Source organism: Ureibacillus sp. FSL K6-0786 (assembly GCF_037965165.1).
Taxonomy (GTDB): Bacteria; Bacillota; Bacilli; order Bacillales_A; family Planococcaceae; genus Ureibacillus; species Ureibacillus thermosphaericus.
Window position 1 is genome coordinate 540,348 of sequence record NZ_CP150191.1, and the last position, 13,773, is coordinate 554,120.

At 38.0% G+C, this 13,773-nt stretch carries 11 protein-coding genes; all 11 read right to left on the reverse strand.

The features are described from left to right. The 11 genes from smc to NSQ18_RS02775 all read right to left on the reverse strand — a co-directional run bounded on the left by smc (position 1) and on the right by NSQ18_RS02775 (position 13,758). A complete protein-coding gene (smc, locus tag NSQ18_RS02725) occupies positions 1 to 3,573 on the reverse strand; it encodes a chromosome segregation protein SMC (RefSeq protein WP_016837446.1) in 3,573 nt (1,190 codons plus the stop codon). A 1-nt stretch (position 3,574) separates the two neighbouring features. Further along, on the reverse strand, positions 3,575 to 4,336 hold the full coding sequence (rnc, locus tag NSQ18_RS02730; RefSeq protein ID WP_016837447.1) for a ribonuclease III: 762 nt from the start codon (positions 4,334 to 4,336) through the stop codon (positions 3,575 to 3,577). 218 nt (positions 4,337 to 4,554) lie between these two features. Further along, positions 4,555 to 4,791, reverse strand: coding sequence for an acyl carrier protein (locus NSQ18_RS02735; protein WP_016837448.1), 237 nt, complete (start codon positions 4,789 to 4,791; stop codon positions 4,555 to 4,557). Positions 4,792 to 4,902: 111 nt separating this feature from the next. Then, the gene (gene fabG / locus NSQ18_RS02740; protein ID WP_016837449.1) at positions 4,903 to 5,649 is read right to left on the reverse strand and encodes a 3-oxoacyl-[acyl-carrier-protein] reductase; all 747 of its coding nucleotides are present in this window, start codon (positions 5,647 to 5,649) and stop codon (positions 4,903 to 4,905) included. Between the two features lie 4 nt (positions 5,650 to 5,653). Next, entirely contained in the window at positions 5,654 to 6,592 is a 939-nt protein-coding gene (gene fabD, locus NSQ18_RS02745; protein WP_016837450.1) for an ACP S-malonyltransferase, read from the reverse strand. 12 nt (positions 6,593 to 6,604) lie between these two features. Next, positions 6,605 to 7,603, reverse strand: coding sequence for a phosphate acyltransferase PlsX (plsX, locus tag NSQ18_RS02750; RefSeq protein WP_016837451.1), 999 nt, complete (start codon positions 7,601 to 7,603; stop codon positions 6,605 to 6,607). Further along, complete coding sequence (gene fapR, locus NSQ18_RS02755; RefSeq protein WP_026018997.1) at positions 7,600 to 8,178, reverse strand: transcription factor FapR; 579 nt, start codon at positions 8,176 to 8,178, stop codon at positions 7,600 to 7,602. The genes plsX and fapR overlap by 4 nt, the downstream gene beginning before the upstream one ends. 188 nt (positions 8,179 to 8,366) lie before the next feature. Beyond that, positions 8,367 to 10,406 (reverse strand): ATP-dependent DNA helicase RecG, encoded by a 2,040-nt coding sequence (gene recG, locus NSQ18_RS02760; RefSeq protein WP_339289576.1) that lies wholly within the window; start codon positions 10,404 to 10,406, stop codon positions 8,367 to 8,369. A gap of 16 nt (positions 10,407 to 10,422) precedes the next feature. Next, a complete protein-coding gene (gene sdaAA, locus NSQ18_RS02765) occupies positions 10,423 to 11,301 on the reverse strand; it encodes an L-serine ammonia-lyase, iron-sulfur-dependent, subunit alpha (protein WP_096550639.1) in 879 nt (292 codons plus the stop codon). A 13-nt stretch (positions 11,302 to 11,314) separates the two neighbouring features. Continuing rightward, positions 11,315 to 11,977: an L-serine ammonia-lyase, iron-sulfur-dependent subunit beta gene (gene sdaAB / locus NSQ18_RS02770; RefSeq protein WP_016837455.1), complete on the reverse strand. Its 663-nt coding sequence runs from the start codon at positions 11,975 to 11,977 to the stop codon at positions 11,315 to 11,317. A 137-nt stretch (positions 11,978 to 12,114) separates the two neighbouring features. Further along, a complete protein-coding gene (locus tag NSQ18_RS02775) occupies positions 12,115 to 13,758 on the reverse strand; it encodes a DAK2 domain-containing protein (protein WP_168411966.1) in 1,644 nt (547 codons plus the stop codon). Positions 13,759 to 13,773: the final 15 nt, after the last annotated feature.

Here is a 13,773-nt window from a genome sequence, read left to right on the forward strand (position 1 = left end):
TTATTCGCTCCTTTGTCCAACAAGTACTACTTCATCTTCCAATTTAACCGAAACGAGCTTCGATACACCAGATTCTTGCATCGTAATCCCGTATAATACATCGGCTCCTTCCATCGTTCCTTTTCGATGGGTAATCACAATGAATTGTGTATCTCGGCTTAATTTTTTTAGATAGGTACTATAACGCTCTACATTTGCTTCATCAAGAGCCGCTTCCACTTCGTCTAAAATAACAAACGGTACTGGGCGCGAATTCAGAATGGCAAATAATAGGGCGATTGCAGTTAATGCTCGTTCACCGCCAGAAAGTAAGCTTAAGCTTTGCAATTTTTTCCCTGGAGGTTGAGCTACTATTTCTATTCCTGTTTCTAGTAAATTGTTCGGATCTAATAAAATTAAATCTGCATGACCGCCACCGAAAAGTTCACGGAAAACTTCGCGGAATTGTAGTTGAATTTTCTCAAAAGACTCTTTAAAACGAGTCGCCATTTCTTCATCCATTTCTCTAATTGTTTCGTTAAGCGTTTGTTGCGCTTCAATTAAGTCATTTCGTTGTTCCGTTAAAAATGTATGGCGTTCTAACACCCGCTCATACTCTTCAATAGCAGTTAAATTAACTGGCCCTAATTCTTCAATTGACTGTTTTAACAATTTTACTTTCTTGCGAATCTGCTCTACATCGTCCAGTTCAACAGCTTCATTTTTCGCTTCATCAAAATCAATTTCATACTCTTCTTCTAATAGATTAGTTAATCGATTAATTTCAAATTCGATACGGCTTTTCTTTACATCGATTGAACGTAATTGTTCTAAAAAACCTTTATGAATTCTTTGCAATTCCTTGAACTGTTCGTCCAATTGTGAGAGCTGTTGTTGGTACTCAATTCGCAATTGACGATTTTCTTGAATTGTGAACGAATATTGATCACGCTTTTCAGCCCACTCAGAAATCGCTTGTTCAATTTCTTCATCGGTCAAATGATTGTCTCGCTCATTTTGAATCCATTCAATTTCTCGAGAAATCGATTCCATTTGTTGAAAAACTTTCGAACGCTTCAAAGCGATATCCGCCGTTTGAATTTGAAGTTGATTTAATTGTTCTTGCAATACCGCAAGTTCTGAGCGTTTTTCAGCTGACTGTTCACGAAGCAAGTCTTTTTCCGTTTCGCTTTGAATTTTTGCTTTCGATAATTGCTCAACTTTGTCGTTTACTTTTTGCAATTCTTTATTCAGTTCAGCTAGTCGTTCTTCTGTTTGGCTTTTTTGTTTAAGTAACGCCTCTCTTCTTGAAGATGCGGACGATTTTTCAGAAGATGCGAGATTTACAGTATTTTTTAAGTTTTTCTCTTCCAATTCTAATTCAACATATTTCGAATGCAACTCCATTTCCTCTTGGCGGTATTGTTCGCTTTGCACCTTTAACAATTCCACTTGTTCACGTAAGGTTGTTAACGTTTCCTTTTCTGTTGCCAGCGTTTTTTCCGCTTGATAAATGGATTGCTCAATTTGGGATAAATTTTTCTTTAACTGTTCTAACTCCGCTTTTCTAGTAAATAAAGAGTTTTGTTGTTTGACGGAACCGCCAGTTAATGAACCGCCAGCATTTACGATATCTCCATCTAATGTAACAACACGATATTTATAGCCACATAACCTCGCGATTTGACTTGCTCCTTCTAAGTTTTCAGCAACAAGAACATTTCCTAATAAGTATTCCACAATATTCCGGTTATGTTCATCAAATTCTACTAATTCATGAGCAAGTTGAATATAAGCTGGATGATTCATTGCTTCCTGAATTTGTGTAGTAGATAGTTTTCGAGATTTCATGACGTTTTTTGGCAAGAAAGTAGCTCGTCCAGCTTTTTTTGCTTTTAACCAGCCGATCGCTTTTTGCGCATCTTGCTCTGTATTTGTGACGATGTGTTGGGTTGCTGCTCCTAAAGCGGTTTCAATGGCTTTAGAATACTTACCTTCCACTTTTAACAGCTCTAGAACGGCTCCTTCAATTCCTTTTAATTCTCCCCGTTCTCTTGCAAGTAAAATTTCCTTCACTCCAAAATTGAAACCAGAAAAGTCTGATTCTAGTTCCTCAATCGCTTCTTTTCTAGACTTCAATTGTTGCTGATGTTGATATGCTTGATACAGCATTCGTTGTTTTTCTTCAAATGAGGAAGTGGCAGCGTTTAGTTGTCGTTGTAATTGTTCATATTGCTCCAACACGTCACTAACTTTATTTCGTATATATTCGAGCTTTTGTGCGAGTTCATTTTTCAAGTTGGAAACTTGTTTTAATTTTTTTAACATCTCTTCAGAGCGGTCGTTCATTCGCTCCTCTGTTTCTTCATATTGGGCTAATTGCTGCTCAATATGTTTTAACTCATTCTTTGCAGTTGCTTCTTCGTTCAATAAATCAATATATAAATTTTTATATTCTTCGATTTGTTGTTCAATTTGAGAAACAGAACTATTTAACGAAACATCCAGTTGTTTAATTTCAGCTTTTAGTTGTTGAATTTCATTTTTTTTCAAATCAAACAATTTTTTATTTTCTTCCTCAGTTTTCGCTAGTTCCATTTCTTCTTCTTTTGCTTCTTTTAAGGCAAGTTGTAATTGTTGAAACTGCTTTTCTGCATTGGAGCGTTTTTCCTGCATTAACGCTTTTCGTCCTTCCCAACGCTCCACTTCAGCACTCGCTTCAACTAGTCGTTCTTGCGCAGCATCAATCGTCTCATCAATGTTATGGATTTTTGTGCGGAGTTCGTCCATTTTTGTTTGTAAATTTGCTATTTCTGATGCTTGATTTTGCTCTTGTTGTTCCAGTTGTTCGTGCTCTTCCTTGACAATGAGTAGTTCTTGATGGTGCTCTTCTAAATCATGAACGATCAGTGACATATCCAATTCTTTCAATTCTTCTGTCATGTGAAGGTAGTCTTTTGCTGCAGAACTCTGGATTTTTAATGGCTCTAAACGGCTATCCAATTCATGTAAAATGTCTAACACTCGATGTAAGTTGTCATCGGTTTCCAATAATTTTTGCTCTGCCTTTTTTTTGCGCAGTTTATATTTTAATATTCCAGCTGCTTCTTCAAATATTGTTCGGCGATCATCCGGTTTACTATTTAAAATTTCATCAACTCGGCCTTGAGAGATAATAGAAAAGGCTTCTTTCCCTAATCCTGAATCCATAAACAAATCCGTAATATCTTTCAGGCGGCATTGCTGATTATTCAATAGATATTCGCTTTCACCCGAACGATATACTCGTCGAGTTACGCTAATTTCAGAATAGGGAATACCCACTTCTTCATCTTCATTGTTTAAAATCAACGTAACTTCAGCAAAGTTCAAAGGTTTTCGAGATGCGCTTCCAGCAAATATAACATCTTCCATTTTCGAACCGCGCAAGCTTTTTGCCGACTGTTCCCCTAAGACCCAACGAATCGCATCGGTTACATTGCTCTTTCCACTACCATTAGGGCCTACAACTGCAGTTACCCCTGGAACAAAATCGATACCGATGCGATCCGCGAATGATTTAAAACCTACTACTTCAAGTCGCTTAAGGAACATATTATTCCTCCTTATGCAAGGACTGATTTAGCGCAACCATTGCATTTTGTGCAGCTTGCTGTTCAGCCTCTTTTTTCGATTTTCCGCGTCCAATTCCAAGTTCTTTGTCGTTTAGCAATACGCGGGAAACGAATGTCCGATTGTGGGCAGGCCCTCTTTCGTCAATAATTTCATAATGTAATACTCCAGTATTTGATTGCTGCACCAATTCTTGCAATTGGCTTTTAAAATCCATCACATGCGAAAAAGCACCGACTTCAACTTTAGGGAACACGACTCTTTGTAAAAACTGAACAACAGAATCTAAACCTTGATCTAAATAAAGGGCACCAATAAAGGATTCAAATACGTCGGCAAGCAACGCTGGTCTCTCTCTTCCACCAGTCAATTCTTCACCTTTACCTAAAAGTACATATTTTCCGAAATTCAATTCGTTTGCGAATATCACAAGGGATGGCTCACAAACGATGGAAGCTCGAAGCTTCGTCAATTCTCCTTCACTCATATGCGGGTAACGATCAAATAAAAATTTAGATACTGATAGTTCAAGAACTGCATCACCTAAAAATTCTAATCGTTCATTATCAGCAAATAATTTTTTGCGATGCTCATTCACATAGGATGAATGGGTAAAAGCTTGGTAAAGTAAATTCTTGTTATTGAACGTGATATTTAATTCTTCTTGTAATTCTTCAAATTGCTGTTTAATTTTTTCGGGAAACACTCCATTTTTTTGTTGAGTACCTTTTCTTTTTATCGTCATGACAATCTGCCTTCCTATTCATTTCTCTCGTAAATATATCGTTGTTATTCGAAACAGTAAAGATATAAGGATAAAAGATTTATCCACATATCTTCACATCGAATAAATACATTGTTTTTATTATAACCCAAATTCACTTTTCATTTTTCTTTTAATGAATTTAAGCAATGAAAAGAGGCACCCATCAGCCACGTTGTGCGGGATGTGCCTCTTATAAATTAGTTTAATTTACTTTCGATATACTTGATTGCATCGCCAACAGTAACGATTTTTTCTGCATCTTCATCAGAGATTTCCATATCGAATTCATCTTCAAGTTCCATTACTAATTCTACAACGTCTAATGAATCAGCACCTAAATCTTCACGGAAAGATGCTTCTTCTTTTACTTCGCTTTCGTCAACACCAAGACGGTCAACGATTACTTTTGTTACACGTTCTAATACTGTGCTCATTTAGGTCACCTCCCTTCAATAGTATACATAAAAGTGTTTCCTGTTCAAAGAGTCTTTCATGAAAGGATGGTTAATCAACATTATTTATAGTTAGTAGCCCACAATTTTTGATTACATTGCGATGCCGCCATCCACATGAAGAACTTGTCCAGTAATATATTCAGCATCGTCTGAAGCCAAAAATACAACTGCTTTTGCTACATGTTCTGGCTTACCAAGTTTGGCTAATGGAATTTGTGAAAGCATAGAGTTTTTAATATCTTCCGGAAGAGCGTCTGTCATTTCTGTCGTAATAAATCCTGGAGCTACAGCATTCACTAAAATATTTCGTGATGCCAACTCTCTTGAAGTCGTTTTCGTCAATCCAATAACACCTGCTTTTGCTGCTGTGTAATTGGCTTGTCCAGCGTTCCCCGTCACGCCAACGACTGAAGCAATGTTGATAATGCGACCAGAACGTTGTTTCATCATTTGGCGAGTTACAGCTTTTGTGCATAGGAATACGCCTTTTAAGTTCGTTTGAATAACTTCATCCCATTCTTCTTCCTTCATACGCATCAATAAATTATCTCGAGTAATGCCTGCATTGTTTACGAGAATATCAATTGAGCCAAATTCATCTAATGCTGTTTTCATTAAGTTTTGTACTGATTCATTATCTGCAACATTAGCTTGAACTGCAATAGCTTTTTTACCAATTTTTAAAATTTCTTCTACCACTTCATCTGCTTTTTCTTTACTGCCGCTGTAGTTCACGACTATATTGGCACCCTCTTTTGCCAGTTCCAATGCAATGGCACGTCCGATTCCTCTTGAAGCTCCCGTTACAACTGCCGTTTTACCATCTAACTTTCCCATGTTTTCACCCCTTCAATTCCTTTACAACTTCTTCAAACGTTGCTATATCATATACACAATATGTTTTTACTGAGCGATCGATTTTTTTGACTAATCCTGATAATACTTTACCTGGTCCACATTCGATAAATGTTGTAACACCACATTCCAACATCTTGCGAACATCACGTTCCCATTGTACAGGGCTATAAACTTGTTCCACCATTTCTTTCTTGATGGATTCCACATCTTCCAATATTCCTGCATGTACATTACTAATAATCGGAATATTTGGTTGTGAAATTTCTACTTGCTCGATTTCCTTTTCTAATTTTATTGCCGCATCTTTCATCAATTCAGAGTGGAATGGTCCACTTACATCAAGTGGGATGGCTCTTTTCGCACCTTTTTCTTTCGCCAATTGAGATGCTTTTTCTACACCTGCTTTTGTACCTGAAATGACAATTTGGCCAGGGCAGTTTAAGTTAGCAAGTTGTACTAAATCACCGTTATTAGTGATTTCAGCACATACTTCTTTTAAAGGCTCTTCATCCATTCCTAAAATCGCAGCCATAGCACCTTGACCAGCTGGCACCGCTTCATTCATGTAAAGACCTCGTTTATGAACGATTTTGACAGCCTCTTCAAAAGATAACGATCCTGCAATAACGAAAGATCCATACTCTCCTAATGAATGTCCTGCTGTATAGTCAGGAGTAATACCAGCTTCCATTAATTTGGATGCAATCATCACTCCTGTTGTAAGCAGCGCAGGTTGAGCATGGTAAGTTAACGTTAGTTCTTCTTGTGGTCCCTCTAACATTAATGTTGATAGTTTAATATTTAAAGCTTGATCCGCTTGATCATAAAAAGCTTTGCTCGCTTCATCATTGGCTACAAACTCTGCACCCATTCCTACTTTTTGAGAGCCTTGTCCTGGAAAAATAAATGCTATTTTTGACATTTGTCGTCTCCTTTACTCATTTTCTTTCTGACTTTCTAGTATTGCTTGCTTCATGACGTTGACGATATCATTTTCAACCATCATAGCAGCTTGGCGTATTGTATTATAAATCGCTCTCGCATCGGATGATCCATGAGCTTTCACGACAGGAGCCTGCAACCCGAAAAGCAATGCTCCGCCATGTTCGGAGTAGTCTAGTTTATTTTTTAATCCTTTTAATTCATTTTTTACGAGTAATGCACCAAGCTTTGTTTTAGTAGAAGCCATGAATACGTCTTTTAACATTTTCATTAATGTTCCTGCTGTACCTTCAATGGACTTTAACACCATATTGCCTGTAAAGCCATCTGTTACAACGACATCTGCAACCCCTTCAAGCAAGTCGCGTGCTTCCACATTACCGACAAAGTTGAAATCTCCTTGCTGCAACATGCCATAAACTGCTTTTGTCAGTTCATTCCCTTTATTTTCTTCAGTTCCAATATTCAACAACCCAATTCGAGGGCGTGCTATTCCTTGAACTTTTTGAGCATAAATATTACCCATCACCGCATATTGAAAAAGATTTTCAGGTTTTGCGTCTGCATTTGCACCTAAATCTAGCATTAAAAACCCTTTACCATCAACTGTTGGCAGGATTGTTGCGAGAGCAGGCCTTGATACCCCTTCTATTCGCCCCACTTTGAATAATCCGCCGGACATATATGCACCTGTATTACCAGCAGAAATACATGCGTCTACTTTCCCTTCACTTACAGCTTCCAACATGCGTGTCATCGATGAATCCTTTTTTCGTCGAACGGAACGGACAGGATCATCTTCTCCAGTAATGACTTCTTCACAGTGAATGATTTCTAGACGGTCATTTTGTATAATGTATTTTTCTAATTCTTCTTTTCTTCCAAATAGTTGTATTTCTATGTTTGTAAAATCTTTTAAAGCTTCGTTGACACCTTCCACAATTTTCTGAGGTGCATGATCTCCGCCCATACCGTCAATTGCAATTTTCATTTTTGTTCACCTTCACCTTTCGTGCGATACATTTCAAATTCGCCTTTGAACACGGTTTCGTTGTTTACCGTCGAAATAACATCGATATACGTTCGATTTTTTTCAGTGTTAGTTTCTCGGACAATCGCTTTCGTTACTACTCGGTCTCCTGCACGAACAGGTTTAATAAATACAACATTTGACCGAACTGTTAATGCAAGTTCATCATTAATCACTGCAACACATAGGGAGTTGGCTTGGGCAAATAAATGATGTCCACGGGCGATTCCATTTCTTTGGAAAACATGTTCTTCTTTTACATCAAAAATGGATATGGCTCTCTTATCTAACTCGATATCAATAATTTCACCGATTACTTCGTTAATAGGTAATGACTTTACTTCATTTTCTAAATTTCTTTCCGCAACATCTTTTATTCGTTCTCTTAGTTCCGGAATTGATAATTCCATCCGATCGAGGCGAATCGTTTGAACGCTCACACCAAATTTTGTAGCAAGTTGTTCATCCGTGACGAATGGATTTTCCTCAATCGTTTCTAAAAGTAATTGCTGCCGTTCTTTTTTCGATTTTTTTATCAACATTCGCCACCTACTTTCTTCTGTTTTAGCACTTGGTACTAATACCAGTATACATTTCCATAAAAAAGAACGCAACAACGAATTGTTACGTTCAATTATTGAGTTCTTTCAATGCTCAATAAAAATACTTCCTAAATCCTCTCTTTAATTTATGTTTTGTTCTTGCTTTCTATTAATTGAGTACATCAATCCATTCTCTCTCCATTTAATGCACCGGATTGTTCTAACATTTCCCGCAGAAGCCTATACTCATCCTCTTTCCAAAAACGCTCATCATTAATAAGCTTTACAGCATCATTTCGAGCAACTTCCAATACTCGATAATCATGCACTAAGTCAGCTATTTTAAATTCCGGTAAGCCGCTTTGTTTTTTACCGAAGAAGTCTCCAGGGCCACGTAATTCTAAATCTTTTTCAGCTAAACGGAAACCATCATTCGTTTCTGTCATACTCCTCATTCGTTCAATTCCTTCATCGGTTTTTGGATTTGCTAGCAACACACAGTAAGATTGATAGTTCCCACGTCCAACTCGACCACGCAGCTGATGGAGCTGTGCAAGCCCAAAACGATCCGCATCATAAATTAGCATGAAACTTGCATTCGGCACGTTCACTCCTACTTCCACAACTGTCGTAGAAACGAGCACATGTATGTTCCCTTCTTTAAAATCTCGCATCACTTGATCTTTTTCATCGGGATGAAGCCGACCGTGCATGAGCCCTACTTTGTAGCGTCCGTGGAATATTCTTCTTAACTGTTCATATACCTCTACCGCATTTTGGACATCTATCTTCTCTGATTCTTCAATTAATGGACATATAACGTATGCTTGGCGACCTTTTTTCAATTCCATCTCCATTTTCACAAGGCTTGCATTCAACTGTTCTTTTTTCATCCAGTGCGTCTCAATTTGCTTGCGTCCAGAAGGCATTTCATCAATGACGGAAATATCCATTTCTCCAAATGCCGTAATAGCTAATGTACGCGGAATAGGTGTTGCTGTCATAAATAGCACGTCTGGGTGCATCCCTTTTTCCCTCAAGATTCTCCTTTGTTCCACTCCAAAGCGATGTTGTTCATCGGTTATGACAAACCCTAGACGATTGAACGTGACATCAGGTTGAATTAGGGCATGTGTTCCAATAATGACTTGGATTTCCCCATTCTCCAACTGTTCTAAAATGATTTTTCGGTCTTTTGCTTTTGTAGAGCCCGTTAGCAGTGCAATTTTTACACCCATCGGTTGGAATAAACTTTCCAGAGAAGCATAATGTTGTTCTGCTAATATTTCCGTAGGTGCCATTAAAGCACCTTGGAAACCTGCTGTAACGCAAGCATACAAGGTTATTGCAGCAACAATCGTTTTCCCTGAACCAACATCCCCCTGCAGAAGCCTATTCATGCGAAATGGTGATTTTAAATCTTTGCAAATTTCATTGACGACTCGTTTTTGGGCATTTGTCAATTCAAAAGGAATTTGTTGAATAAATTTCTTAAGTTTTTCTAAATCATACTGAATAACAATTCCTTTTTCATGATCTTTTCTCGACTTACGCAATGCTTGAATGCGCAGTTGAAACATAAGAAGTTCCTCGTAAACAAAACGCCTGCGAGCCTGCTTCAAATGATTAGCATCTTTCGGAAAATGAATGCCCTCTAATGCTTCTTCGATAGATAACAATTGATATTGTTGTCTTATTTTATTTGGCAGCTTTTCAGCCATCTGCCCTTTTGCAAGATCGAGTGCTTGCCGCATAAACTTCCGAAATTTATTTTGATGCAGATTGCCTTTTAAACGATAAACCGGTTCAAAATCTTGGTTAATCTCCTTCGCTCCAAATTTGACTGACGATGCAGTTATCGTTTGCCGTCCTCTATCCCATTTCCCTGAAACAGTAATAATGGTACCTGGAGTTAACCGTTCTTTTAAATAATGTTGATTAAAGAAAACCACTTTAACAATATGCCTACCAGAGAAAACGCTTACTTGAAGTCTTGACTTTTTCCGTCCGGTAAAAAAGACGACAGGCATGCCTTCTACTCTTGCTTCTATTGTTACTTGTTCGTTATGAGGCGTTTCTGCTAAATCCTTTAATCGAAAGTCCTCATACCGATATGGAAAATACATGATTAGATCATGTATATGATAAATCCCTAATTCATTTAATAATTCAGCGGTTTCTGTTCCTACGCCTTTAATATTGGTAACGGGTTCTAATTCGATTTGTCCCAATATATCTTCACGCTCCAAATATTTTTGCAGCAATTGCTTTTCCAGTCGGTGTAGCAGCAAGTCCTCCTCTACCAGTTTCTTTCAAGTTTGGATGCATTGTTTGCCCAATTCTAAACATAGCACCAATTACTTCATCACAAGGAATTCTACTTTCGATTCCAGCAAGCGCCATGTCCGCAGCAACAAGAGCGTTGTTAGCACCGATTGCATTACGTTTTACACAAGGAACTTCCACCAATCCAGCGACCGGGTCACAAACTAGACCTAGCATATTTTTTAACGTAATGGCGAAAGCTTCTGCACTTTGTTTTGGAGTTCCTCCAGCCATTTCTACAATGGCAGCAGCGGCCATTCCTGCGGCTGAACCTACCTCCGCTTGGCAACCTCCAGCTGCACCAGAAATGCTTGCGTTATTTGCTACCACGAACCCGAAAGCACCTGCAGTAAATAAATAACGAATCATTTGTTCACGAGTAGGATTAAGCTTATTCTTTACAGCAAAAAGAGTGCCAGGCACTACTCCGGCGGAACCAGCAGTAGGTGTTGCACAAATGATTCCCATAGCTGCATTCACTTCATTTGTTGCCATCGCCTTACTTACCGCATCTAACATCAATTCCCCTGATAGAGTGTTTCCTTTTTCAATGTACTTTTGCAATAAAACACTATCACCACCAGTCAAACCAGTGACTGATTTTACACCTTTTAATCCTCGTTCAACTGCTTGTTCCATCACAGTTAAATTTTTATCCATCTGCTCAATAATTTCTTCTCTAGAGCGATTCGTCATTAATATTTCTTGTTCAATCATCACTTCAGAAATGCTTTTATTTTCATTTTCACAAAGCTCAATTAATTCTCTGACATTTCGAAATAGTAAATCCATAGCATCTCCTCTTTTAAGTATTGATTTTCGAAACTTTCGTAATATTAGGGATTAAAGAAATTTGAGTTAGTATTTTTTCATCTACATTTTGGTCAACTTCAATGACCATTAATGCTGTAGAACCGCGGTCGATTCGAGACACTTCCATATGCCCGATATTCACATCATGCATGGCTAAAATGTTGGCTACATTCGCAATGCAACCTGCCCGGTCATTGTGAACGACTAAAATAGTAGGCATCCCGCCAGTTAAACGCAATTTAAATCCATTTACTTCACTAATTTCAATTTTTCCACCGCCAATCGAAATCGCTTCAATCGACAATTCCGATTCTTCATCACCCAATACTATTCTTGCTGTATTAGGATGTTCTTTGTTTGCTGTTTCTGGAATAAATTCAAATTGTAAATTTTCTTCTTTTGCATGCTTAAAGGAATCAATAATTCTAGTATCGAAAGTGTCAAAATTTAATAATCCACCTACAATGGCAACATCTGTCCCATGACCGCGGTAAGTTTCTGCAAAAGAACCATATAAATGGATTTTTGCCCACGTTGGTTTTTTTCCAAACAAATCCCTTGCCACTTTCCCTATCCGAACAGCTCCTGCTGTATGAGAGGAAGAAGGTCCTACCATGATGGGACCGATAATATCAAAAACAGAGGTAAATTTCATAACATCACCTATTTGTTAAGTTTGAATTAAGTGTAACATGAACTATAAGTTTCTATCAAAACAATAATATTTTTTTCACCTGCCACTTATTAGAAACTCTATATAAAATAAAAAACGTCCCTAGAAGAGACGCTTTTTTATTCTACTGAGAAGATAAACGGATATAATGTTTGTTTTCCATCGATAATATCCAATTCTACATGTGAGAATCGATCCTCAATGAACTGAACGACTGCATTGACTTGTTCTTCAGTTGCATCTTCACCATAAATCATCGTTACAATTTCTGTGTCATCATCAATTAGATGAGACAATAAATTGTAAGTAGCATCTAACATATCGGAAGTTGAAGCAACAATTTTTCCGTCAGCAAGTGCCATGTAATCATCTTTATGGATTTCTACTCCGTCAATCGTCGTATCTCTAACAGCAAAGGTAATTTGACCCGTCTTTACTCCTGCAATCGCTTCTGTCATCGCTTCTTTATTTTCTTCAACAGAGGCTTCCGGATTGAATGCAAGGATTGCTGCCATACCTTGAGGAATTGTTTTTGTCGGCACAACTGCCGCTTCAATATCTAATAATTCAACCGCCTGTTCAGCAGCCATCACAATATTTTTGTTGTTTGGTAAAATTAATACTTTTTCCGCACCTATTTCTTTTACCGCTTTCACGATATCTTCTGTAGACGGATTCATCGTTTGACCGCCTTCAATGACATAAGAGGCTCCAATACTACGAAGCAAGTTGCTAATCCCCTCACCCATTGCAACAGTCACAACAGCATATGGATGTTTTTCTACCGTTTGTTTTTCATCTTTCTCGGAATTCACGATCGCTGAATGTTGTTCGCGCATATTATCAACTTTTATTTTTATGAGGCTTCCATATTTTTGCCCTTCGTTCAGAACAACTCCAGGAGTTTCAGTGTGAATATGTACTTTCGCTATTTCGTTGTCTGAAACAACAAGTAAAGAATCTCCGAGATTACTCAAGTCTTCACGGAATTTCCCTTCATCAAACGGTTCTTTTCCTGGCTCAAAACGAACCATAATCTCCGTACAATAGCCATATACGATATCTTCAGTGCTCATAAACTCTTGAGCTCGATGATGTTCAGCATTTACTAATTCTTCAAGATTATCGACTTTCGTTTTTTCTGGTAGCGCTTCCCCTTTTAATGATGCTAAAAAGCCTTCATAAATAATAACAAGACCTTGTCCGCCACTATCAACTACACCAACTTCTTTCAGTACAGGGAGCAATTCTGGTGTACGTTTTAATGAATTTTTAGCTTCTTCTACAAGCGCTTCCATCACTTTAATGATATCTTGTTCATTTTCTGCTACTTCAACCGCTTTTGCCGCTGCTTCACGAGCAACTGTTAAAATTGTCCCTTCCACAGGCTTCATAACCGCTTTATAGGCAGTGTCTACTCCCGCTTGAAAAGCTTGAGCAAATTGTTTCGCGTTAATTTCACTTTCTTTTTCTAAATATTTTCCAAAGCCACGGAATAGTTGGGATAAGATTACCCCTGAGTTTCCTCGTGCCCCCATTAATAAACCTTTTGATAAGCTTTGGGCAGTTTTACCGATATGTTTTTGGGCGTTTGCTTCCGTTTCTTTTGCCCCGGATATCATTGATAAATTCATATTAGTTCCCGTATCTCCATCTGGTACTGGGAATACGTTTAATGAATCTACAAAATCTGCATTTTGAGTTAGATGGTGCGATCCCATCTGAACCATCTCTGCAAATTTTGTTCCATCTAATAACTTCATTCGATTAATATCCTC

Excerpts from the sequence above, each read along its gene's own strand:
- NSQ18_RS02775 (WP_168411966.1), bottom strand. The coding sequence starts at position 13,758 with ATGAAGTTATTAGATGGAACAAAATTTGCAGAGATGGTTCAGATGGGA.
- fabD (WP_016837450.1), bottom strand. The coding sequence starts at position 6,592 with ATGTCAAAAATAGCATTTATTTTTCCAGGACAAGGCTCTCAAAAAGTA.
- plsX (WP_016837451.1), bottom strand. The coding sequence starts at position 7,603 with ATGAAAATTGCAATTGACGGTATGGGCGGAGATCATGCACCTCAGAAA.
- sdaAA (WP_096550639.1), bottom strand. The coding sequence starts at position 11,301 with ATGGATTTACTATTTCGAAATGTCAGAGAATTAATTGAGCTTTGTGAA.
- smc (WP_016837446.1), bottom strand. The coding sequence starts at position 3,573 with ATGTTCCTTAAGCGACTTGAAGTAGTAGGTTTTAAATCATTCGCGGAT.
- NSQ18_RS02735 (WP_016837448.1), bottom strand. The coding sequence starts at position 4,791 with ATGAGCACAGTATTAGAACGTGTAACAAAAGTAATCGTTGACCGTCTT.
- fabG (WP_016837449.1), bottom strand. The coding sequence starts at position 5,649 with ATGGGAAAGTTAGATGGTAAAACGGCAGTTGTAACGGGAGCTTCAAGA.
- sdaAB (WP_016837455.1), bottom strand. The coding sequence starts at position 11,977 with ATGAAATTTACCTCTGTTTTTGATATTATCGGTCCCATCATGGTAGGA.
- rnc (WP_016837447.1), bottom strand. The coding sequence starts at position 4,336 with ATGACGATAAAAAGAAAAGGTACTCAACAAAAAAATGGAGTGTTTCCC.